A 22,062-nucleotide genomic window follows, 5' to 3' on the forward strand; every position below is an offset into this window, starting at 1 on the left:
TCACGCCTGCCGGATGGAGGTGTCCCGGCGATTCTTTCCGAAGGTGATACTCGGGTGCGGGCATCCGGAGCCGTGGGCCGGGCCGTTCGGCTGGGCGGGGCCCCGGTCACCCGCTCACGACGGTCACGGGGTGGCGGACGACGGCGTCGAAGAGGTAGCCGAAGTCGTTGTGCGTGGTGTGCGACGGCTGGACCGCGCCGGTCTCGTCGGTGGCGCGGGCGAGCAGGAAGTGCCGGCCGGTCTCCGCGGGTTTCCAGGTGACCTGCCAGCGGGTCCAGGTGGATGCCACGTGCGGTCCGCGCAGCGGAGCGCGCTGCCAGGTGGCGCCGTCGTCCAGGCTCACCTCCACGTCGGCGATCCGGCCGTTGCCCGACCAGGACCGTCCGCGCAGCAGGTAGGGGCGCCCGGCGACCAGAGTGGCGTTCCAGGGCAGCTCGAAGGCGCTCCTGACGCCCTGCGTGGTCAGCGGGGCGCCGCCCCGCGGCGGGTAGGCGTCGCCGAACATCCGGTAGAACTCGGTGTTCCAGGGCGAGGACAGCGGCGAGGTGGACACCTCGATGTCGCCGACCCACTTGACCGAGGCCAGTCCGATCCAGCCGGGGACGATCAGCCGCACGGGGTGGCCGTGGTCGGGCGGGAGCGGCTCGTCGTTCATCTCGTAGGCGAGGATGACGTCCCGCAGCGCCTTGGCCACCGGGATCGGGCGGCGTACCCGGCCGTAGTCGACCCCGTCGGCCACGTAGGCGGGGTCGAGTCCGCGGGCCATGACGTCGACGGCGTCGGTGGTGATCCCGGACCGTTCCAATACCGTGGCCAGCGGCACCCCGCGCCAGCGGGCCACCCCGATGCCGCCGAGCCGCCACGGGGTGCCGGTGACCTCCTGGTGCTGCTGGGTGGTGAAGAGGCTCCGCCCGTTGCCCGCGCACTCGATCGCCACGTCGCGCGTCACCGAGGGCATCGCGAGTAGTTCCTGGTAGCCGAAACTCCGGGGGGCGCTCAGGCCCGTGCCGTGCAGCCGCAGCCGCCAGGTGGCCGCGTCGATGATCGGGGTGGAGGTGTGGTTGCGGACGAAGAACCGGTCGTTGGGCACATGGAACCCGATGTCGCCCATGGCGTCCCAGCGCATCTCGGCATTGGTCTCGTGCTCGACGAACAGCTCCGGCGGCAGCGGCTTGACGATCCCCGTGGCGGACGGATCGTCGTTCGAGGCCCCGCTGTCGCCGCCCCGGTCATCGAGGGTCCTGCCGTCGACGGCGGCCAGCCGAAGCCGGTCGGGGGCCTCCCGCGGCAGCTGCCCGGCTCGGGTGCGCTGATGGACGGCCTCGTCGTCGAGGTTCTCGTACGGCATCCGGCGCCACTCCTCTCTACACCTATTTCCTACCAGTAAACTATGCAATACACGATGGGGCCCACGTCCTTGCCGCTCTCAATCATCCCCTCAACGACCGAGGAAAGCCAGCAACCGCTCCAGGGGCCAGGTGTTTATCACATCGTCGCCGGTGAGCCAGCCGCGCTGGGCGACACCGATGCCGAACCGCTGGTTGTCGAGATGGGGAACCGCGTGGGCGTCGCTGTCGATGGAGAATTTCACGCCGTGGTGTTGCGCCAGCCGCACCAGGTCCGAGGGGAGGTCGGAGCGGTCGGGGAAGGAGTCGATCTCCATCGCGGTGCCGGTGCGGGCCGCGGCGCGAAACACCTCGTCCCAGTCGGCGTCCACCGGCCCCCGGGCGCCGATCCTGCGGGTGGTCGGGTGGCCGATGATGTGCACGTGGGGGTTCTCGCACGCGGTGACGAGGCGCCGGGTCATCTCCTCGCGTGACTGGGTGAAGTGCGAGTGGACGCTGGCCACGCACACGTCGAAGCCCGCCAGCACCTCGGCCGGCCAGTCGACCGAGCCGTCGGGGGCGATGTTCAGCTCGCTGCCGTGCAGCAGCCGCATCTTCGGATATCTCTCCTGCAGCCGGTGCAGCCGCTCGCGCTGCTGCAGGGCCGCCTCCAGCGTCATCCGCTGCATCGCCAGGTCGGGCGCGTGGTCGGTCACCGCGTAGTAGGAGTAGCCGCGAGCGTGGGCGGCGGCGACCATGTCCTCCAGCGAGGCGATCCCGTCGGTCAGGTCGGTGTGGGTGTGCAGGTCGCCCCGCAGATCCTCCAGGGTGACCAGCTTGGGCAGCTCACCGGCGAGCGCGGCGGCGATCTCACCGGTGTCCTCGCGCAGGGTCGGCGGGATCCACTCCATGCCGAACGCCTCGAAGACCTCCTTCTCGGTCGCGGCCGCGATCACCCGCTCCCCCTCGAAAAGGCCGTACTCCGACAGCTTCCAGCCCTTCTTCACCGTGATCTCCCGCAGGTGCACCGTGTGCTCCTTGGAACCGGTGAAGTACATCAGCGCGGCGCCCCACGACTCGGCGGGGACCAGGCGCAGGTCGACCTGGACACCCTGGGCGGTGCGGATCGAGGTCTTCTTGTCGCCCGAGGCGATGACCTCCGCGACGTAGGGCTGGGCCTTGAAGTCGTCCATCAGCGACTCGGGGCCGACCGCGAGGACGTCGACGTCGCCGATGGTGTCCTTCATCCGGCGCAGCGACCCGGCGTAGGCGATCCGCTCGGCACCCGGCAGCGAGGCGATGACCCGCTCCGCCAGGTCCATGGCGGCTCCGATGTGCATCCTGGCGCTGTTCTCCGCCAGGTTCTCGACCCCCTTGAGCAAGTTTTCCACGGTCTTGGCGCCGAAGCCCCTGACGCCCTCGAGACGCCCCTCTCCGATGGCCTTCGCCAGGGCCTCGGGGGAGTCGATGCCCAGCTCCTGGTAGAGGAAGACCGCCTTCTTCGGCCCGAGCGAGGCCACCCGGGTCAGCCGCCGCACTCCCTGGGGAACCTTTCCTCGCAGGTCGTCGAGCTGCCGGAAGCTGCCCCGCTCCAGGTATTCCTCGACCTTCTTGGCGATCGCCTCGCCCACCCCCGGCACGCTTCGCACGGGCACGGCCGTGATGTCCTCGGGAGAGCCCGCGATCGCCTTGGCGGCCTTCTGGTAACTGCGGACCCGGAACGCGTCGCCGCCGGTCATCGCGAACAGCTCGGCGTACTCCTCCAGAGCGGCCGCGACGTCGTCGTTAGCTCGTGCCATGGGGCCAGCCTAGAAGATCGCACCGACAGTTCCCGCTCCCGGCGGGCCGCCGCGCCCGCCGCCGGCCTCAGGCCCCGTCCCGATCGGGAAGGTCCGCCGGATAGGTCAGCAGGTGGCCGCACATGCCGTCGCGGGGTACGGAGGGCATCCGGGTGACCGCCGCCTCGCGCAGGTGGGCCAGGTCGCCGGCGCGGAGCGCGGCCAGCCGGGCGCCCGTCGTCTGCGCCGCGCGCAGCGGGCCCTGGCGCCAGCGGGACTCGAAGGCGTCCAGGTGGGGGCCGACGAGGCCGGCGGCGGCCGCAAGGAAGGCGGCGAAACCGGGGCGGCCCGCGGCACGGAGCCGCAGGAACCCCTCGACGGCCAGGTCGCGGCGCTCGCGCGGGGCCGAGCGCGCGGCCCCGGCGTAGCCGGCCGGATCGGCGAGGACGTCTGGGGGGAAGGTCAGGACGGCGTCGCCGGCCTCGGGCAGGCCGCTGTTCTGCATGAGGACCACGATGCGCAGGTCACCGCCGTTGACCAGGCGATGGACGGTGCCCGGGGTGAACCAGACGACGGAGCCGGGGGCCAGCGCCGTCTCCTGGTAACCGTCCCAGGTCAGGGTCTGCACGCTGCCGGAACCGGCCACCACGGCGTACGCCTCGGCACACAGGGTGTGCAGGTGCGGCGAGCCGCCGCGCAGGCCGTCGGCGGCGGGCCAGTCGTAGACGGTCAGATCGCTCACGCCGGTGCCGAACACGGGTGCTCCCTGGGTCTCTCACGCCGGTGCCGGACACGGGTGCCTTTGGACGTACGCCTCCAGCCGGGGGCGGTCCCACGCGCCGGTGGCCACGACCATCCGGTAGCGCAGCCGCAGCGTCGCGCCGGGCGGCAGGATCAGTTCGCGATGGAACGCGATGGACGGGTTGACCGCCGCGAACGGCGTGGTGCGGACGAACCAGACGGTGGGCCGGGCGCTCTGGAACAGCAGGGTGGAGGAGCGGTCGACCTCGTCGTGGGTGCCGCTGTAGGCCAGCCACGCCGACTCCCGGCCCATCATCTCCGGTCCCTCGCCGCCCTCGGCGATCACCCGGCCGTGCTCGAAGGAGCGGGGCCCGCGCCAGAACAGGCCGCAGTACCCGGCCATCGGGCGGCCGGAGGTGGTGGGACTGCCGAAGACCAGGTCCCTTCCGCGTACGTTGGTGATCGCGGTGGACAGCTCCAGCGCCCACGAGTCGTCGCCGACGTCGCCGACCTCGAAGGTCCTCACCTCGTCCACCCAGTGCTCGCCGCCCTGGGTGTGCCAGGTCAGCCGCTCCACGCCGGGGGCGAGGAACTCCTCGTGCCGCATGGTCCCGTTGTTCGGCAGGTCCACGTATCCGGCGGCCGCGCGAACGTAGCTGCCGCCGCCCCAGAAGTTCTCCCCCGACAGGTCCGAGACGGTCAGCTGCAGGCCCCGGTGCCAGCGGTGGTCGTGCGGGCGGTAGGCGCTGACCACGTCGCCCGCCAGGGTCCTGATCGGGTGGAAGTAGGGCTTGGGCGATTCGAACACCGGCGTTTCCGGCCGGTGGACGTAGCGCAGGATCTCGACGCCGCGCTCGGTGAAGGTCAGCTCCATGCGCTTCCGTCCAGGCGGTGGTAGAAGGGGTGATCGGGGGTGAGATCGGTGCGGAGCACGGGCCGGCCGGTGAACGCCGAGGCGTACAGGCCGGTGATCAGTTCGAGCGACCGGCGCCCCTCGGGACCGCTCATGGGCGGGCGCTCGCCGCGCTCGTAGGCGTCCAGCAGCTCCGCCAGCTGCGCCTCGTGCGAGCTCGGCAGGTCGGTCGGCGGGTTCCAGCGCGCCGAGGTGGACCTCCAGTCGGCGTTGCGGTAGCCGTACAGGTGGCGCAGCTCCACCGTCGCCTCGGCGTAGTCGAAGCGCAGGTAGCTCTCCTGGCGCCGGGACAGCACGCTGTTGACCACCGAGGCCATGGCTCCGGAGGCGAAGCGGACGGCGGCCATCGAGACGTCCTCGGTTTCGATCCGGCGGTCCAGCGTGCCGGTCATCGCGCGGATCTCCGACCAGTCGCCCAGGATCGACAGCATGAGGTCCATCTGGTGGATGCCGTGACCCATGGTGGGGCCGCCGCCCTCGGTCTCCCAGCGGCCGCGCCAGGGCGCCTCGAAGTAGGCGTGGTCGCGGTACCAGGCGGTCACGCAGAGCGCGACGAGCGGTCGGCCCAGCTCGGGGGCGAGGGCACGCAGGTGGCGCGCGCCGGAGCCGAACCGGTGCTGGGAGACCACCGAGGCGTAGCCGGGCCCCTCGGCCGAGGTGATCAGGTCGTACTCGGCCAGCGACCGGCAGGCGGGTTTCTCGATCCACACCCAGGCGCCGGCCTTCAGGCAGGCCCTCGCCTGGGCGGCGTGCAGGTGCGGCGGGGTGCACAGGTGGACGAGGTCGGGCCGCTCGGCGTCGAGCATCGCCTCCAGGGAGGGGTACGCCCGCGGGATCGCGTGCTCGGCGCAGAACGCCCTGACCCGCGCCTCGTCGGTGTCCGCGGCGGCCACCACCCGCGCCCGGTGCGACTGGGTGCGCAGCGCGGGCAGATGGCAGATCCCCGCGATGCCGCCGGTGCCCACGACCGCCACCCGGATCATCCGCGTCCCTTCCGCGTGACGGCCGTCTCCGGTACCGGGCGCGTCAACGTACGACGACCGTGGTCAGGGAACGCGGGGGAAGGGTGAGGGTCCGGTCCGGCCGCAGACCCGCGAGCGGCGTGGCCGCGAGTGAGTGGTCGCCGTCGGTCAGGTAGGAGGTGGCCCGGCCCGCCCGGGTCGTGATCCTGGTGGAGACGGGGACGGTGGCGGTGTTGAGGATCTCCACGACCTCCGAGCCCCCGGCGTTGCGGAAGGCGGTGACCTTCAGCGCCGGGTCGGCGGCCGTGACGGCGAGCCGGACCGCGCCCGGCCGGATGAAGCGGCTGTAGGCGGCCAGTGCCCACAGGCGCTTGGAGACGTGGTAGGTCGAGGCGGCCTCGTCGATCTGGATCAGGCCCCGGGTGGCACCGCGCGAGGCGCCGAACCAGAAGACGTAGCCGTTCGCCTTGCCCAGGGTGAGCGAGTCGTGGATCTGCTGGGCGACCGCGAGGCCGTCGTAGCCGCTGCCGTCGTCCCAGGCCTCGTTCCAGGTGCTTCCGTTGGGCGACCACTCCGACATCCAGACCGGCCGGCCGGTGGGCAGCGGGCCGTCCACCGGGCTGACGTAGGGATGGCCGGCGTGCGTGGCGACCCACCGCCGCGCGGCGGGGTCGGCCTCGATGGCGCGGGTGTACTCGCGCTGCTCGGACCAGCCGGCGGCGTCGCAGCAGATCACCTTGAGGCCGGCGCGGGCCGCCGTGGGGCCGAGGACCTTGACGAACTCGGCGGCCTGGCCCGGGGTGAAGCGCATCGAGGCGTACGAGACGGTGAGGTCGGGCTCGTTGGTGAACCCGAGGTCGGTGATCTTGATGCCCTCACGGGCGTAGAACCTCGCGTACTGGACCAGGTAGTCGGCGTATGCCTGCCGCCACGCCGGGAGCAGGGTGCCGCCGTTGCTGTCGGAGCCGTTGTCCTTCATGTAGCCCGGGGCGCTCCAGGCGTCGGCGTAGAAACGGCTCACGCCGTAGCGTTTGGCCTCCTTGGCCAGCCAGACCTGGCCGCCGTCCTCGCCGTCCCAGAGGTACTTCGGCGGCGCGTCCGGGCCGCCGGGGTCCTCGGGCTGGATGGAGGTCATCAGGTCGTACGGGCTGCCGGCCGGGGAGGAGCCGATTCCCAGGCGCAGGATGCTGAGCCCGGCGCCCTTCTCCGGGCTCAGCCAGAGGTCGAGGATCTCCCGCTGCTTGGCGGCGGGCAGCGCGCGAACCAGTTCGTTGCGCCGGAAGGCCTGGGAGAAGCCGAAGCCGTCGATCCGCTGGAGAACGCCGTGCTGATCCACCCGGATCGGGGAAGCGCTTTCCTTGATGGCGGGGCTAAGTCCGAGAAGGGGGAGCAGGAGGATCGGTGTCAGTAGTGCCCTGTGACGTCGTGACATGCGGGAACCCGCTTTCCGAAAGTTTCACAAGATTACCGAGACTTTTCGTGGCGATCACCGTAAATGTTTCGGAGGGTGGCAGTCAACAGCCGTCAGGGCGGGCGGTGCTGTCGCGGACCACGAGGTCGGTGGCCAGCTCCACCCGCCGGGGCTCGTGCCCGCCGCGGTCGAGGCCGAGCACCATCCGGGTGGCCAGCGCGGCCATCTCCTGGAGCGGCTGGCGCACGGTGGTCAGCGGCGGCCAGGCGGAACGTGCCAAAGGCAGGTCGTCGAAGCCCACCACCGACAGGTCCTCCGGCACCCGCAGGCCACGCTGCCTGGCCGCCTCGAAGACACCGAACGCCTGCATGTCACTGCCGGCGAAGATCGCGGTGGGCGGGTCCGCCGCCGACAGCAGCGCGTGGCCCAGGTCGCGGCCCGAGCCGACCAGGAAGTCGCCGTACCCGATGAGCGAGGGGTCCACCGCGATCCCTGCGGTCTCCAGTGCGGCGCGGTAGCCGTCGATGCGGGCCCGGCTGCACAGCATGCCGGCCGGGCCGCCGATCATCCCGATCCGGCGGTGGCCCAGCTCCAGCAGGTGACGGGTCGCGGCCAGGCCGCCGTTCCAGTTGGTGGCGCCGACCGAGGCGACTCCCGGCGGCGGCTCGCCCTCCGGATCCACCACCACGAAGGGGATGGACCTGGCGGCCAGCTGGCCATGCTGGGCGGCGCTGATCCGCGAGCCGATCAGGATGGCCCCGTCGGTGCGCCGGGTGGCGATCCGCTCCACCCAGTCCCTGCCCGGGCCCGCGTGGCTGTGCAGTACCGAGACGACCACGCCGGCGTCGACCTCGCGGGCCGCGGTCTCCACGCCGCGCACCAGTTCCATCGCCCACGGGCTCTCGATCTCGGTGAAGACCAGATCCACCAGGCCGACGGGCTCGTCGCCCTGGCCGGTCCTGCGTATGTAGCCGTGCTTGTGCAGCAGGCGCTCGATCCGCTGCCTGGTCTCGGAGGCGACCTCGGGCCGCCCGTTGATGACTTTCGAGACCGTGGGCGCGGAGACCCCGGCCTCCTCGGCGATCAGGGCGATCGTCACCCGCCTCTTGGATGGCATGCGGCGAATACTAACCGAAAACTTTCGGAGACCCGTAAGGGGGCCGTCTCCGTCGCTGTTCGAGCTCGCTACCACGGCGGCTATTGACGCGTAACCGACAGTTTACCTATCCTCCGGGTCACGAAATATTCGGGGAACCTATGAAATTTTTCAGACCCACTCCCGAAAGGGGAACCCCATGCTGAGTCGGCGAGGCGTGGTGGCGCTGGCGGCATCGATGGTGCTTCTTGGAGCCTGCGGCACGAGCGGAGACGACAACGGGTCGAAACCGGGCGCGAGCGCCGGCTCGGAGAAGGTCACCTTCGAGTTCTGGAACCTGGCGACGGCCGAACCGCTCAAGTCCTTCTGGGCTGACCTCATCAAGGAGTACCAGGCGGCACACCCGAATGTGACGATCAAGAACGTCGGCATCGAGAACGACTCCTACAAGCCGAAGCTCGCCACCCTCACCCAGTCGGGGAAGGCGCCCGACCTCTACTCCACCTGGGGTGGCGGTGTCCTGAAGCAGCACATCGAGGCGGGCCTGGTGAAGGACCTGTCGGCGGAGGCCGGTGACATCCTCGGCGGCTTCACCCCGGCCTCGCTGGCCGCCTACCAGTTCGACGGGAAGACCTACGGGCTGCCCACCGACATCGGCATGGTCGGCTTCTGGTACAACAAGTCGATCTTCACCAAGGCCGGCATCTCCACCCCGCCCGCCACCTGGACCGAGTTCCTGGACGCGGTGAAGAAGATCAAGGCGACCGGGACCACCCCGATAGCCCTCGCCGGCAAGGCCAAGTGGCCGGGCCACTACTACTGGGCCTACCTGGCCATGCGGGTGGCGGGTCTGGACGCGCTCAGCCAGGCCGGCACCACCAACGACTTCACCGGCCCCGACTTCGTCGCCGCCGGGCAGCGGCTTAAGGAACTCGTCGACCTGCAGCCGTTCCAGAAGGGCTTCCTCAACGCCGACTACTCCACCCCCGACGGACAGGCCGCGACCGTGAGCAACGGCAAGGCCGCCATGGAACTGATGGGTCAGTGGGCGCCGTCCGTGCAGAAGGACTCCGGCAAGGGCCTCGGGGACGACCTCGGGTTCTTCGCCTTCCCGTCCGTGGACGGGGGCAAGGGCTCCGCGGGCGACGCGTTCGGCGGCGGCGGCGGCCTGGCCGTGGGCGTCAACGCTCCGCCCGCCGCGCTGGACTTCCTGAAGTTCGCGCTCAAGCAGGAGAACCACTCCAAGGCGGTCGCCGCGGGAGGCGTGCTGCCGGTGCTCAAGGGCGAGGAGTCGGCCGTCACCGACCCCAACATCAAGGTGGTCTCCGACGCGCTGTCGGCCGCGACCGGCTTCCAGCTCTACCTCGACCAGGCGTACCCGCCGGCCGTCGGCCAGGAGGTCAACGACGCCGTGGCCGAACTGATCGCGGGCAGGAAGACGCCGGAGGAGGTCGTCAAGGTCATCACCGAGACGGCGAAGTCGGAGTCGGAGTAGCCGTCCGGATGAAGGTGACAGAGCCGATCGAGGCCAGGAAACCGACGGTGAGCACGGTGAAGGGACGAGGTCGGTGACGACGATGACCGGGCCGGACGCACGTCCGGCCCCTGCCGTGGGAAAGCCCGCCGAGGGGCGGAGGCGGCGCGGCGGCGGGCGCGCGCGAAGGGGCTGGGTCACCGCGATCCTGTTCGTGCTCCCCGCCCTGGTCCTGTTCACCCTGCTGGTGCTGGCGCCGATCCTGGTCGCCGGCTACACCAGCCTGCACAAGTGGAACGGCATCGGGCCGCCGAGCGACTTCATCGGTCTGGACAACTTCACCCGGCTGCTGAACAGCGACATCTTCATCGGCGACCTGCAAAACGGCGGCATCCTGGTCGTGCTCTCCCTGGTGGTGCAGCTGCCGCTCTCGCTGGGCCTGGCGGTGCTGCTGAACCAGCGGATCCGGGGGCGTGCCCTCTACCGGCTGCTGTTCTTCGCGCCCTACATGCTCTCCGAGGCGATCACCGGCGTGCTGTTCTCGCTGATCCTCTCGCCCGAGGCGGGTCTGGCCAACCGGCTGCTGACCTCATGGGGGCTGGAGCCGTGGAGCTGGCTGTCGGAGCCGGACACCGTGCTGTTCTCGATCTTCCTGGTGATCACCTGGAAGTACTTCGGATTCCACATGATCATCTATCTGGCCGGTCTGCAGGGCATCCCCAAGGAGTTGCACGAGGCGGCCAGGATCGACGGCGCCGGTGGCTGGAAGGTGTTCCGGCACGTCACCCTGCCGCTGCTCGGCCCCACCATCAGGGTCAGCGTGTTCCTGTCCGTCATCGGCACGATCCAGCTCTTCGACCTGGTCTGGATCCTCACCGGCGGCGGCCCCTCGCACGCCTCGGAGACCATGGCCGTCAGCATGTTCGAATACGGTTTCAAACGGACCCAGATCGGTTACTCCAGCGCGATCAGCGTCGCCATGTTCCTGATCAGCCTCGTCTTCGCCCTCGGCTACCAGCGGTTCGTGCTGCGCCGGGACCTGGAGGGGGCCAGCACCACGATGGGAGACCACCGATGATCACCCGGCTCCGGACGGCCCCGATCCACGTGATCGTCTGGGTGGCGGCGGTCTTCATCGTCGTCCCCTTCCTGTACGGCCTGTTCGGTGGTTTCAAGACCACTGCCCAGCTGTCGGAGAACCCGCTCGGCCTGCCCTCCCCATGGGTCACCGAGAACTACACCGACGTGATCACCACCGGCGCGTTCTGGCGCCAGCTCCTCAACAGCCTGTTCATCGCGGTGGCGACCACCGTGCTGGTCGTGGTCCTGTCGGCGATGGCGGCCTTCGCCTTCGCCCGATTCGCCTTCCGCGGCCGCGAGTTCCTGTTCACGCTGTTCGCCATCGGGCTGATGTTCCCGTTCGCGGTGGCGATCCTGCCGCTGTTCATCCTGCTGCGCACCTTCGGCCTGCTGGACAACCCGCTCGGGGTGATCCTGCCGCAGGCCGCGTTCGGGCTGCCGCTGACGATCATCATCCTGCGCACCTTCTTCCGGTCCATCCCCAACGAGGTCGAGGAGGCCGCCACCCTCGACGGCTGCACCCCCTTCGGGTTCTTCTGGCGGGTGCTGCTGCCGATGGCCAGGCCCGCCCTGGCCACCGTCTCGGTCCTGGCGATCGTGGCGAGCTGGAACAACTTCTTCCTCCCGCTGGTGGTCTTCAACGACCCGAACCTGTGGACGCTGCCACTGGGCGTCCAGCAGTTCCAGGGGGAGTACGCGGCGGACACGGCCAAGATCCTGGCCTACGTCATCGTCTCCATGGTCCCGGCCCTGGCCTTCTACGCGGTCGCCGAGCGCCAGCTGATCAGCGGCCTCACCGCGGGCGCCACCAAGGGCTGAGCCGGGACCTCATCGCTGTGTCGAACGACCGTTGTGGAGAGTGAGAAACATGACCCTGAGTGTCGCCGGATCCCGTCTCGTCGATTCGGCCGGCACCCCGGTACGGCTGCGCGGAGTAGGCCTCGGGGGCTGGCTGAACATGGAGAACTTCATCACCGGATATCCGGCCAACGAGGCCACGATGCGCGCCGCGGTCCGGGAGGTGCTCGGCGACGACCGGGCCGAGCTGTTCTTCGACCGCCTGCTCACCTCGTTCTTCGGCGCGGACGACGCCTCGCTCCTCGCCGGTCTGGGCGTCAACTGCGTCCGGATCCCGATCAACTACCGCCACCTGGAGTCCGACGACCGCCCCTTCGAGATCATCGAGCAGGGCTTCCGCCAACTCGACCGGGTGATCGGCCTGCTCGCCGAGCGCGGCATCTACAGCGTCATCGACCTGCACGCCCTGCCCGGCGCGCAGAACCAGCACTGGCACTCCGACAATCCCACGCATATAGCCGCCTTCTGGCAGCACCGGCACTTCCAGGACCGCGTCGTTCACCTGTGGGAGGCCGTGGCCGACCGCTACCGGGACAACCCGTGGGTGGCCGGCTACAACCCGATCAACGAGCCCGGCGACTCCAGCGGGCAGGTGGTCGGCCCCTTCTACGACCGCCTGGTCAAGGCGGTCCGCGCCGTCGACCCCGGACACGTGCTGTTCCTGGACGGCAACACCTACTCCACCGATTTCTCGATCTTCCGCGAGGTGTACGAGAACACGGTATTCGTCTGCCACGACTACGCCCTGGCCGGCTTCGCACACGGCGGCCCCTACCCCGGCCACACCCGCGGCGAGTGGGTGGACCGGGCCCAGCTGGAGAAATCCTTCGAGCGGCGGACCGTCTTCCAGCGTGAGACGGGCACCCCCCTGTGGGTCGGCGAGTTCGGCCCCGTCTACACCGGCGACGCGGAGATCGACCGGCAGCGCTACCAGATCCTCCGCGACCAGTTGGAGATCTTCGACTCCCACCAGGCCGGCTGGTCGCTGTGGACCTACAAGGACGTCGGGCTGCAGGGCCTGGTCAGCGCGGGTGAACCGTACATGAGCCGGTTCGGTGACTTCATCGCCAAGAAGGGACGGCTGGGCGCGGACCGGTGGGGCTCGACGATGGAGGAGTCGGCGAGTGAGCTGGCGCCGCTGCACCGGCTGATGGAGACCGAGTTCCCCTCCTGGAACCCCTACCCGTGGGGTGCCCGCTACCAGACCGACGACCTGATCCGGCACATCCTCATCGCGCAGGCCCTGGTCCCCGAGTACGCCGAACTGCTGCGAGGCTGCTCCGACGAGGAACTGACCGCCCTCGCCGACTCCTTCGCGCTCACCCGCTGCGTCCGGCGGCAGCCGCTGCTCGACCTGCTCGCCGAGAACCTGCTCGCCGAGAACCCGCGAGGTGAGAACCGGCAGGGTGAGAACCCGGGCGGCGACGTCTGAGGAAACCGCACGGCGACCCCGTACGGCGATGCTTGACGGAGCCGTACGGTGGTGGCGCCTGAGGACCCGCGCGGCGACGCCCGGCAGATCCCGCTGTCCCACCGGCACCCCACTCCTACCTGACCGAGGAGCCCAGGAGAGATGCGCACCCCCCGGCCGCGAACAGCGGTCCTGGCCCTGTTGTCCCTCGCACTGTCATTCCTGGCAGGCGCGTCAACCGTCCCCGCCGCGCACGCGGCCGCCGCCACCATCGCCACCTACGACTTCGAGTCCGGCACGCAGGGCTGGGAACCCCGGGGCTCCGGGGTCTCGGTCACCGCGACCACGGACTCCGCACACGGCGGAACCCGGTCCCTGCTCACCACCGGCCGCAGTGCGACCTGGCACGGAGCGGCCGTGACCCCGCCCTTCGAGAAGGGCATCGGCTACCAGGTGACCGCGTGGGCGCGGGCCGTCGCCGGTCAGCCGTCCTCGACGGTCGCGCTCACCATGCAGCGCACCCCGGCAGGTGGCACGACGGTCTACGAGCGGGTCGCGGCGGCCACCGTCACCGACTCCGAGTGGGTCCGGCTGTCCGGCACCTACACCTACGCGGCCGACTCGGCCCTGTCGCTGTACGCGGAGAGCTCGGGTGAGACCGTCGCCTTCCAGCTCGACGACATCGTGGTCACCGCCGACACCGACCCCACCCGGTCCGGCCTGACCAGCGACTTCGAGACCGGCACCGCGCAGGAGTGGACCGCGCGTGGCGGCGCCACCCTGACCCCGGGAGAGGGCTTCGCGCACACCGGGGCCTACGGCCTGGGCGTGACGAACCGGCAGGCCTCCTGGGACGGTCCCGCACGGACCGTCCTCGGCAAGATGGCCAAGGGATCGAAGTACGACCTGTCGGTGTGGGTGCGCACCGACAGCGCCCAGAGCCTGGGCCTGTCCGTCGAACGGAGGCTGGACGGCACCCCCGCCTACGAGCGGGTGGCCGCGCCCAGGGCATTGGCCGCCGGCGAGTGGACCAGGCTCGCGGGCACCTACACCCTGGCCCACGACGTGGACTTCCTGAGCGTCTACATCGAGTCGGCCGCGGGGACGGAGCCGTTCGCCATCGACGACTTCCAGCTGGCCCATGTCGAACCCAAGCCCATCCAGACCGACATTCCCTCGCTGAAGGACAGATTGCCGTTCACCGTCGGCGCGGCCTTCTACCGGGGCGCCACCCTGGGCGAGCACGCCAAGCTGATCACCAAGCACTACCAGAGCGTCACCCCCGGCAACAGCCTCAAATGGGACGCCACCGAGCCCGCCGAGGGCGACTTCACCTTCGCCGACGGCGACTACCTGGTCGACTGGGCGACCACCAACGGCCTGGAGTTCCGCGGTCACACCCTGGTGTGGTACAGCCAGACCCCCGGCTGGGTGTTCGAGGGCGCCACCAAGGAGATCCTGCTCCAGCGGATGGAGAACCACATCCGCGCCGTGATGGGCCGCTACAAGGGCAGGATCGGCACCTGGGACGTGGTCAACGAGGTCATCGACGAGAACCGGCCGGACGGGCTGCGCCGCTCCCCATGGTTCGAGATCGCCGGCCTCGACTACATCAGGACCGCCTTCCGGGTGGCCCGCGAGGTGGACCCGGACGCGACGCTCGTCATCAACGACTACAACACCGAGTTCCCGCGCAAGCGGCAGGCGCTCTACGACCTGGTCAAGAAGCTGCGCGCCGAGGGCGTCCCGATCGACGCGGTCGGTCACCAGCTGCACGTCAACGTCGAGCAGCCGCCCACCTCGTTCATCGAGGACACGATCGAGAAGTTCGCCGGACTCGGCGTCGAACAGCAGGTCACCGAGCTGGACGTGAGCGTCTACACCGACTTCGTGACCTCCTACGACACGGTGCCCGCCGAGATCCTGGCCCTGCAGGGCCACCGGTACCGGGAGATCTTCGACGTCTTCCGGCGGCAGGCGGACCACCTGTCGTCGGTGACGATCTGGGGCGTCGCCGACGACGCGACCTGGCTGTCGTCCTTCCCGATCACCCGGACCAACCCGCCACTGCCGTTCGACGACGAGCTCCAGGCCAAGCCCGCGTACTGGGGCATCGCCGACCCCGGCAGGCTGCCCCCGCTGACCCGGAGCCTGAACGCGCCCGCGGGCACGGTCACGGTGGACGGCAAGCGGGACGACGAGTGGAACCTGCTGCCCGACGCCCCCATCGCCAGGATCGGCAACCTGTCCGCCGGCTGGCAGGCGCGCACCACACCCGCCGGCCTGTACGTACTGGCCGAGGTCAACGATCCGACCGACAACAAGAACGACACGGTCACCCTCACCGTGGGCGGCACGCCGTACCGGATCCAGCGAGGTGGCACGCACGCCCACGGTTTCAGGGCGCACACCAAGAAGACCGCCACCGGCTACCGGGTGGAGGCGCTGCTCCCCTCGGGGACGGCCACCGGCGTCAAGGTCGTCGTGGCCGACGCGGGCGGTCAGCAGATCTCTTGGGCGGGTGAGCTGACCCCCATCCCGGCGATCAGGACGACCCGCGCGCCGAAGAGGACCCCGGTGGTGGACGGCATCGTGGACGCCGCGTGGAACCAGGCGCCGGAGATAACCACCGGCACCCGGATCCAGGGCACCTCGGGGGCGACCGCCAAGGTACGGGCGATGTGGAACTCCGGCACCCTCTACGTGCTGGCCCGCGTCACCGACCCCGAGCTCAGCGAGGAGTCGCCCAACGCCTGGGAGCAGGACTCCGTCGAGATCTTCGTGGACCCGCAGAACAACAAGACCAAGGGCTACGACGATGACGACGGCCAGTACCGGATCAGCTTCACCGGCAGGCAGACCGTCGGCGGCACCTTCGACGCCTTCGCGGTCAAGGAGAACCTGACCGGCGCGGCCACCCGCGTCCCCGGCGGCTACGTGATCGAGGCGGCGATCAGGCTGCCCACGGTCACCCTGGCCAAGGACGCCCTGCTCGGCTTCGACATCCAGGTCAACGACGCCGTCGGCGCCACCCGCGCGGCCGCCGCGACCTGGAACGACCCGACCGGGCGCGGCTACGTCGACACGTCGAGGTGGGGGGTGCTCCAGCTCGTCAAGTAGGCCCGCCCCGGGCCGCCGGGCCCGCCCGCCGTTGGAGCGTGCGGGCCCGGCGCCCTCCGGGTACGCGGGCCTCCCGGAAGAGGCCGCCTACCCCGGCCAGGAAGTCGCGCGGACGAAGGATCCGCACATGCCAACGGAGGACCCGTGTACGACAACCCCGTCATCCCCGGTTTCCACCCCGATCCCTCGGTATGCCGGGTGGGCGCGGACTACTACCTCGTCACCTCGTCCTTCGAGTGGTTTCCCGGGGTCCCGATCTTCCACAGCCGAGACCTCGTGCACTGGCGGCAGCTCGGTCACGTGCTGGACCGGCCCTCCCAGCTCGATCTGGACGGCGTACGGCCGTCCGGCGGCATCTACGCCCCCACTCTCCGGTACCACGACGGCGTCTTCTACATGATCACGACGCTGATGGACGAGCCGGGCAACTTCCTGGTCACCGCCACCGACCCGGCCGGGCCGTGGAGCGACCCGGTCTGGTTTCCCGACACCCGAGGTTTCGATCCCTCGCTCTTCTTCGACGACGACGGCCGCGCCTGGATGACCGGCAGCCGGGAGAGGGCGGCCAGGCGCTACGACGGTGACACCGAGATCTGGCTGCGCGAACTCGACCTCGCCACGCTCAAGCCGGTCGGTGCGGAGTACGTGATCTGGGAGCCGGTGCAGCGCGGCGGCATCTGGTCCGAGGGCCCGCACATCTACCGGATCGGTGCCCACTACTACCTGCTGACCTCCGAGGGGGGAACCGCCGAGGACCACGCGGTCATGGTCGCCAGGGCCGAGCGGATCACCGGCCCCTACCAGGGCAACCCGCGCAACCCCGTCCTCACCCACCGCCACCTCGGGTTGCGCCACCCCATCACCAGCGTCGGCCACCCCGACCTGGTCCAGAACGCGCAGGGCGAGTGGTGGTCGGTGCTGCTCGCCACCCGCCCCTACGGCGGTCTTCCCGACGACCCGCCCACGACGGCCGCCGCCCGCGCCTTCCGCGGCTACAACCTGGGCCGCGAGACCTTCCTGACCAGGGTGCGCTGGGAGGACGACTGGCCGGTGTTCGACCAGGTCGAGCCGCGGATGCCGGCCCCCTCGACGCCGGTTCGCCGCTGGCCCGCCGTCCCCGCCTGTGACCACTTCGACGCCGGACGCCTGGCGCCGGACTGGAACCACCTGCGCACGCCCAGGGAGCCGTACTGGAGTCTGGCCGACAGCCGGCTCACCCTCCGCGCGCTCCCGCAGACCGTGTGCGAGCGGGCCGCGCCCAGCCTGGTCGCCCGGCGGCAGCGGCACATCGCCTTCGCGGCCCACACGGTGATGGAGTTCCGCCCGGAGGGGGAGGAGCGCGCCGGGCTCGTCCTGCTCCAGAACGACGACTTCCACATCGCGCTCACCCTCACCGCGCGCGGTCTGGAACTCACCCGCAGGGCCGAGGGGGTGGACACCCGCCTGGCCCGCGCCGACATCCCGGCCGGGCCGGCCGGACCGCTCTGGCTCGGCGTGGAGGCGCACGGCCAGGACTACCAGGCCCGCTACGCGGTACGGCCCGGCGAGTGGATCGATCTCGGAGATCCGGTGGACGGCCGGATCCTCAGCTCCACCATGGCCGGAGGCTTCACCGGTGCCATGATCGGTCTGTACGCCACCTCCAACGGCCACCCGAGCAGCAACACGGCCGCCTTCGACTGGTTCGAGTACCTGCCGCTGCCTTCGTGACCGTCGTTCCGTGGCCACCTGGGCAAGGCTCGGTGTCGTGGGAGTCTTCGAGCGGGGAGCCGCCCCAGAGTGCCGCGGTGCTCGCCTCAGCTCTCCGAGGGGCTGGGGCTTTCCGAGAGGCTCGGGCTTTCCGAAGGGCCGGCACTTTCCGAGGGGCTGGGAGTGGAGGCCCTCTCGGCCTTGAGCAGCAGGTCTATGTGCTCCTGCACGATGGGCTTGGCCTCGGTGGCGAGCTTCTTCACCTCGGGTGAGGAACCGTTCTCGATTTCCTGCTCCACGGCGGCGAGGGTCTCGTGGTGGCCGTTGAGCTCCGCGCTGATCCAGGCCCTGTCGAACTCCGCGCCGCTCAGGGCAGACAGCTGGTCGAGCTGCTTGCGCTGCTCCGTGTTGGGCGTGTCGGGAAGCTTGACGCCGAGCCGATCGGCCACCCGGCGGACGGCCTTGTCGAGTTTCTTGTGGTCCTTGATGAAAGTCTTCGCCAGCTTGCGGACGGTCCTGGTGACCTCCCGGTCCTGCTGGCCGGCGGTCTTCTCCCGGGCGGTCTTGCTCGACTCGATCTCGGTCAGGTTGGACTGGTGCGCCTGGACGAGGAAGTCCCTGTCCTGCTGGGTGAGGGCCTGGGGGGAGGGGGAGACGACGGCACCGGCCGTACCGCCCATCGCGGCCACGGTGACCGCCACCAGGATGATCATCTTTCGAACCATCGGATCCTCCGTTGATCAATCCACGGTCGGAAATAGCACCTCCCTCTCATATGCGCGTATATCTGGCGATATAGCGTCACAAATGGTAAATCCTGACAAAAGGACACATGCGGTCCTATTGGGTACGTAGCCGCGCCCGCTAGGAAGGTCCTCCAGGTCGACATGGTCGGCACGGTCCACGTGATCGACGTCTTCGAAGAGGCGGCGCCCCGCGACACGTCCCTGGTGTGCGAATCCGCGCCTGGGCGGGGTCGCGCCGGGGCGCCGCCGTCAGGTTCGGCGTGACCGCGACCTCCGCCCCGGACGCGAGCATCCGCAAGCTCACCAGGAAGATCCGCCACCCATCAAGGCCGACACCCGCATCCGCTGACCTCGCTTTCCGTGCGCGCCGCCAGTTGGAGCGCCGCCGCCACCTCAACTTGTCGTTGACAAGATTTGAGGCGGCCCCTTAGCTTAATTTTTGCACTGACAAGATTAGGACGAGGTTGCGGTTCAAAGGCATGACGCCCCTACCGGGTTCGGCCGCTTTGAACTGAGGGCGATAGGGGTTCGTGGCCGTGCAGACAACGAGTGAGGATGAGCGCCCCGGCGAGAAGCGCGACGTTCTGGACAACGTCACCGGGAACCTTCTGGAGGACGTCGCCAGAGCCGTCCTGGCGCGCGCCGCGGCCCGGACGGGCGGCGCGACGGAAGCATGCGCGGCGCCCGGCGGAGAGGAGCGGCAGGGTTCTTCTGGGGAGCGGATCGCCCCCGGGTGGCTGCTTCGCCGTGGCAGGCCGTGGACGTACCTGGCCCCGGTCGATGAGACCTCACGCGACCAGGGCTGGAAGCTGCACGTGTCGGCGACGGCGCTGTCGGCACCGATGGTGCTGGCGGCGGTGACGGAGGTACTGGCCCGCCGCCGCTGCGCGTTCAAGTTCGCCGCCACGCTGGGCGAGCTGGACGGTCTCATCTCACGCAACCAGAGCCGCGGGGCGGTGGGCAAGTTCATCACGGTCTACCCGCCCGACGACGAGGCCGCCGTGGCGATCGCCGAGGAACTGCACCAGGCCACCTTCGGCCTGCCCGGGCCTCCCATCCTCTCCGACCGCGCCTACCGGCCCGGCAGCCTGGTCCACTACCGCTTCGGGGTGTTCTCCGCACCCAGCTATCTCGGCAATGACGGCGGCTACGAATCGCGGCTGACCGCGCCCGACGGCACGCGGGTGACCGACGAGCGCAACGGCTGGTACTCACCGCCCTCCTGGGCGGTCTGTCCTTTCGAGTCGGGTAAGGCGCCGGTCAGGACCGCCGCGCCGGCGGCGGTGCTGCTGGGCGACCGGTTCGCGGTGCGCCAGGCACTGAAGCACGGCTCCAAGGGCGGGGTTTTCCTTGCCGAGGACCGGGTCGAGGGCGGCGATGCGGTGATCAAGCAGGCTCGCCCGCATCTCGACAGTATGCGCGACGGGCGCGACGGGCGAGACCTGCTGCGTCACGAGGCGCGCATGCTGGAGATCTTCGGCCCCCTGGGCGTCACGGCACGCAAGCTGGCGCTGTTTGAGACCAACGGCAACCTGTTCCTGGCGCAGGAACATCTCGCCGGGAGTTCGCTCAGCGGATGGGCCGGCGAACAGCGCCTCCTGCGGCCCGAGCCGCAGTGGCGCGAGGCCGTGGTGAGCCTGGCGCGGCGGCTGGTCGACCTGGTCTCCACGGTCCACGATCAGGGGTACGTGCTCCGTGATCTGACCCCGAACAACGTCATCGTCACCCCCGAGGACGACTGCCTGCTCATCGACCTGGAGATGGCCGTCGTGCCCGGCACGCCGACCGGCCGCGTCTTCACCCCCGGCTATGCCCCGCCCGAGCAGGCCCGGTTCGCCTACTACGCGCCCGCGCTGGGGGTGGAGGCCGACCTGTTCGCTCTGGGAGCGACGTTTTTCTTCCTGATGACCGGAAGCCAGCCGGCGCTACTGGAGGACGAGCCCGCCGAGCGATCATGGGAGTCCCGGCTGAGCACGCTGTGGAGCGTGGTCGCCGCCGGTAACGCCGTGGCCACCGCGATGACCCCCCTGATCCTCGGACTGATGAGGGAGGATCCCGCGCTGCGCTGGGATCTGCCGCGCGTGCGGACGTTCCTGGAGGAGATGGCCGCCGCTCCCATATCGCCCCCCGCCCCCGACCTCGCACCCCTCCCCGCCGCCGGCCCGCGGCCGGGCGTGGCCGAATGGGATCGCCTGCTGTGGGACGGGATCGCCTACACACTGCGGACGATGTTGCCGTCCGCGGTCGCCAACCCCGCGCCGCACGGTCACCTTTGGCCCATCGTGGGTTTCGGCGTGACCGTCGATCCGTGCTCCGTGCAGTACGGCTCCGCCGGAGTGCTCACCCTGCTGGCCTCAGCGGCGGAGTCCGCGACCGCGACGTCCGCCCGAGGGGGGAGGGTGGAACCGCCGGCGCCGTCGCGCGCCGATCTTGTCGCGGGACTGCGGGACGCCGCAGGCTGGACCGTACGCCGCATGTCCGGTGAGCATCGGCCCTCGCCGGGGCTGTACTTCGGCCGGGCGGGCATCGCCTGGAGCCTGTACGAGGCCGGCCACGCGCTCGGCGACGAGCCGCTGCGTGCCGAGGGCATCGACCTGGCACTGGGCCTGCCGACCGACTGGCCCAATCCGGATGTGTGCCACGGTCTGGCCGGGACGGGACTGGCCCTGTTGCACTTCTGGCACCGGACCGGCGACACTCGCTTCCGCGACAGGGCCGGCGAGTGCGCCGACACCCTGCTCAAGGTCGCCCAGCGCACACCCGAAGCCGTGCTGTGGCCCATCCCGGCGGACTTCGACTCCACGTTGGCGGGCGTCCTGCACTACGGCTTCGGCCATGGCGTCGCCGGGATCGGGGCGTTCCTGCTGGCCACAGGTATCGCGCTCGGGCGTGAGGACTGCCTGGAGACGGCCACGGCCGCGGGCGAGACCCTGCTGGACCTCGCCGAACAGCGGGGCGACGCCATCTGGTGGAGGGGGGGTCCCGAGGGCACGTCAATGATGCCGCACTGGTGCAGCGGGTCCTCGGGCGTGGGCACCTTCCTGGTCCGCCTGTACGCCGCCACCGGCGACACGCGCTTCCGCGAGGCGGCCGAGGGCGCCGCGGTCGCCGTGCGCGCGAGCCTCCTGAACTCGGGCACCTCCGCCTGCCACGGCCTGGCCGGTGACGGCCAGTTCCTCCTGGACATGGCCGACCTGCTCGACGAGCCGGCCTACCGCGAGCAGGCCGGGGAACTGGCCGGCTACCTGTGTGCTCGCGCCATGCTCCGCGACGGGCTGCTGGTGGTGGCGGATGAGAGCGGGACCCAGGTGAGCATGGGCTGGAACACCGGCCTGGCGGGCGTGCTGGACTTCCTGCACAGGTTGCGCCACGGCGGGCCGCGCTCCTGGATGGCGGAGGTCGGGGACAGTGACCGCGCACCCGTCGGCGGCTCGTGATGGCCCCCCGCACAATGAACC

Annotated in this window: 15 protein-coding genes; 7 read left to right on the forward strand and 8 right to left on the reverse strand. The window is 70.3% G+C overall.

Features of this window, described 5'->3' with window-relative positions; all coding sequences use genetic code 11:
• Positions 1-106 precede the first annotated feature (106 nt).
• The 7 genes from ACWD3H_RS04280 to ACWD3H_RS04310 form a co-directional block, all read right to left on the reverse strand.
• Positions 107-1,348 (reverse strand): sulfite oxidase, encoded by a 1,242-nt coding sequence (locus ACWD3H_RS04280; RefSeq protein ID WP_451953976.1) that lies wholly within the window; start codon positions 1,346-1,348, stop codon positions 107-109.
• A 90-nt stretch (positions 1,349-1,438) separates the two neighbouring features.
• On the reverse strand, positions 1,439-3,124 hold the full coding sequence (gene polX / locus ACWD3H_RS04285) for a DNA polymerase/3'-5' exonuclease PolX (RefSeq protein WP_451953977.1): 1,686 nt from the start codon (positions 3,122-3,124) through the stop codon (positions 1,439-1,441).
• A gap of 67 nt (positions 3,125-3,191) precedes the next feature.
• Positions 3,192-3,860 (reverse strand): cupin domain-containing protein, encoded by a 669-nt coding sequence (locus ACWD3H_RS04290; RefSeq protein ID WP_451953978.1) that lies wholly within the window; start codon positions 3,858-3,860, stop codon positions 3,192-3,194.
• Positions 3,861-3,878: 18 nt separating this feature from the next.
• The gene (locus ACWD3H_RS04295) at positions 3,879-4,718 is read right to left on the reverse strand and encodes a DUF6807 domain-containing protein (protein WP_451953979.1); all 840 of its coding nucleotides are present in this window, start codon (positions 4,716-4,718) and stop codon (positions 3,879-3,881) included.
• Entirely contained in the window at positions 4,709-5,740 is a 1,032-nt protein-coding gene (locus ACWD3H_RS04300; protein ID WP_451953980.1) for a Gfo/Idh/MocA family protein, read from the reverse strand. The genes ACWD3H_RS04295 and ACWD3H_RS04300 overlap by 10 nt, the downstream gene beginning before the upstream one ends.
• A 43-nt stretch (positions 5,741-5,783) precedes the next feature.
• Positions 5,784-7,055 carry a glycoside hydrolase family 30 protein gene (locus ACWD3H_RS04305; RefSeq protein WP_451953981.1) on the reverse strand — a complete coding sequence of 424 codons (1,272 nt, stop codon included), beginning with the start codon at positions 7,053-7,055 and terminating at the stop codon, positions 5,784-5,786.
• Positions 7,056-7,233: 178 nt separating this feature from the next.
• On the reverse strand, positions 7,234-8,247 hold the full coding sequence (locus ACWD3H_RS04310) for a LacI family DNA-binding transcriptional regulator (RefSeq protein WP_350928793.1): 1,014 nt from the start codon (positions 8,245-8,247) through the stop codon (positions 7,234-7,236).
• A 178-nt stretch (positions 8,248-8,425) separates the two neighbouring features.
• Between ACWD3H_RS04310 and ACWD3H_RS04315 the strand changes: the two genes are divergently transcribed.
• The 6 genes from ACWD3H_RS04315 to ACWD3H_RS04340 all read left to right on the forward strand — a co-directional run bounded on the left by ACWD3H_RS04315 (position 8,426) and on the right by ACWD3H_RS04340 (position 17,879).
• A complete protein-coding gene (locus ACWD3H_RS04315; RefSeq protein WP_451953982.1) occupies positions 8,426-9,721 on the forward strand; it encodes an extracellular solute-binding protein in 1,296 nt (431 codons plus the stop codon).
• An 82-nt stretch (positions 9,722-9,803) separates the two neighbouring features.
• Positions 9,804-10,778: a carbohydrate ABC transporter permease gene (locus tag ACWD3H_RS04320; protein ID WP_451954147.1), complete on the forward strand. Its 975-nt coding sequence runs from the start codon at positions 9,804-9,806 to the stop codon at positions 10,776-10,778.
• Positions 10,775-11,599, forward strand: coding sequence for a carbohydrate ABC transporter permease (locus ACWD3H_RS04325; RefSeq protein ID WP_451953983.1), 825 nt, complete (start codon positions 10,775-10,777; stop codon positions 11,597-11,599). Before ACWD3H_RS04320 ends, ACWD3H_RS04325 begins: the two co-directional genes overlap by 4 nt.
• A gap of 49 nt (positions 11,600-11,648) precedes the next feature.
• Positions 11,649-13,070 (forward strand): glycoside hydrolase family 5 protein, encoded by a 1,422-nt coding sequence (locus tag ACWD3H_RS04330; protein ID WP_451953984.1) that lies wholly within the window; start codon positions 11,649-11,651, stop codon positions 13,068-13,070.
• 141 nt (positions 13,071-13,211) lie between these two features.
• A complete protein-coding gene (locus ACWD3H_RS04335) occupies positions 13,212-16,169 on the forward strand; it encodes an endo-1,4-beta-xylanase (RefSeq protein ID WP_451953985.1) in 2,958 nt (985 codons plus the stop codon).
• 144 nt (positions 16,170-16,313) lie between these two features.
• Positions 16,314-17,879, forward strand: coding sequence for a glycoside hydrolase family 43 protein (locus tag ACWD3H_RS04340; protein WP_451953986.1), 1,566 nt, complete (start codon positions 16,314-16,316; stop codon positions 17,877-17,879).
• A gap of 86 nt (positions 17,880-17,965) precedes the next feature.
• On the opposite strand, the gene ACWD3H_RS04345 is transcribed toward ACWD3H_RS04340, so the two are convergent.
• Entirely contained in the window at positions 17,966-18,583 is a 618-nt protein-coding gene (locus ACWD3H_RS04345) for a DUF4142 domain-containing protein (protein ID WP_355562793.1), read from the reverse strand.
• A gap of 557 nt (positions 18,584-19,140) precedes the next feature.
• Here ACWD3H_RS04345 and lanL point away from each other — a divergent pair.
• Positions 19,141-22,041: a class IV lanthionine synthetase LanL gene (gene lanL, locus ACWD3H_RS04350; protein WP_451953987.1), complete on the forward strand. Its 2,901-nt coding sequence runs from the start codon at positions 19,141-19,143 to the stop codon at positions 22,039-22,041.
• Positions 22,042-22,062: the final 21 nt, after the last annotated feature.

Source organism: Streptosporangium sp. NPDC002607 (genome assembly GCF_053592655.1).

Coding starts and splice junctions, on each gene's coding strand:
- ACWD3H_RS04280 (WP_451953976.1), bottom strand. CDS start 1,348: ATGCCGTACGAGAACCTCGACGACGAGGCCGTCCATCAGCGCACCCGA.
- polX (WP_451953977.1), bottom strand. CDS start 3,124: ATGGCACGAGCTAACGACGACGTCGCGGCCGCTCTGGAGGAGTACGCC.
- ACWD3H_RS04295 (WP_451953979.1), bottom strand. CDS start 4,718: ATGGAGCTGACCTTCACCGAGCGCGGCGTCGAGATCCTGCGCTACGTC.
- ACWD3H_RS04300 (WP_451953980.1), bottom strand. CDS start 5,740: ATGATCCGGGTGGCGGTCGTGGGCACCGGCGGCATCGCGGGGATCTGC.
- ACWD3H_RS04310 (WP_350928793.1), bottom strand. CDS start 8,247: ATGCCATCCAAGAGGCGGGTGACGATCGCCCTGATCGCCGAGGAGGCC.
- ACWD3H_RS04315 (WP_451953982.1), top strand. CDS start 8,426: ATGCTGAGTCGGCGAGGCGTGGTGGCGCTGGCGGCATCGATGGTGCTT.
- ACWD3H_RS04320 (WP_451954147.1), top strand. CDS start 9,804: ATGACCGGGCCGGACGCACGTCCGGCCCCTGCCGTGGGAAAGCCCGCC.
- ACWD3H_RS04325 (WP_451953983.1), top strand. CDS start 10,775: ATGATCACCCGGCTCCGGACGGCCCCGATCCACGTGATCGTCTGGGTG.
- ACWD3H_RS04330 (WP_451953984.1), top strand. CDS start 11,649: ATGACCCTGAGTGTCGCCGGATCCCGTCTCGTCGATTCGGCCGGCACC.
- ACWD3H_RS04335 (WP_451953985.1), top strand. CDS start 13,212: ATGCGCACCCCCCGGCCGCGAACAGCGGTCCTGGCCCTGTTGTCCCTC.
- ACWD3H_RS04345 (WP_355562793.1), bottom strand. CDS start 18,583: ATGGTTCGAAAGATGATCATCCTGGTGGCGGTCACCGTGGCCGCGATG.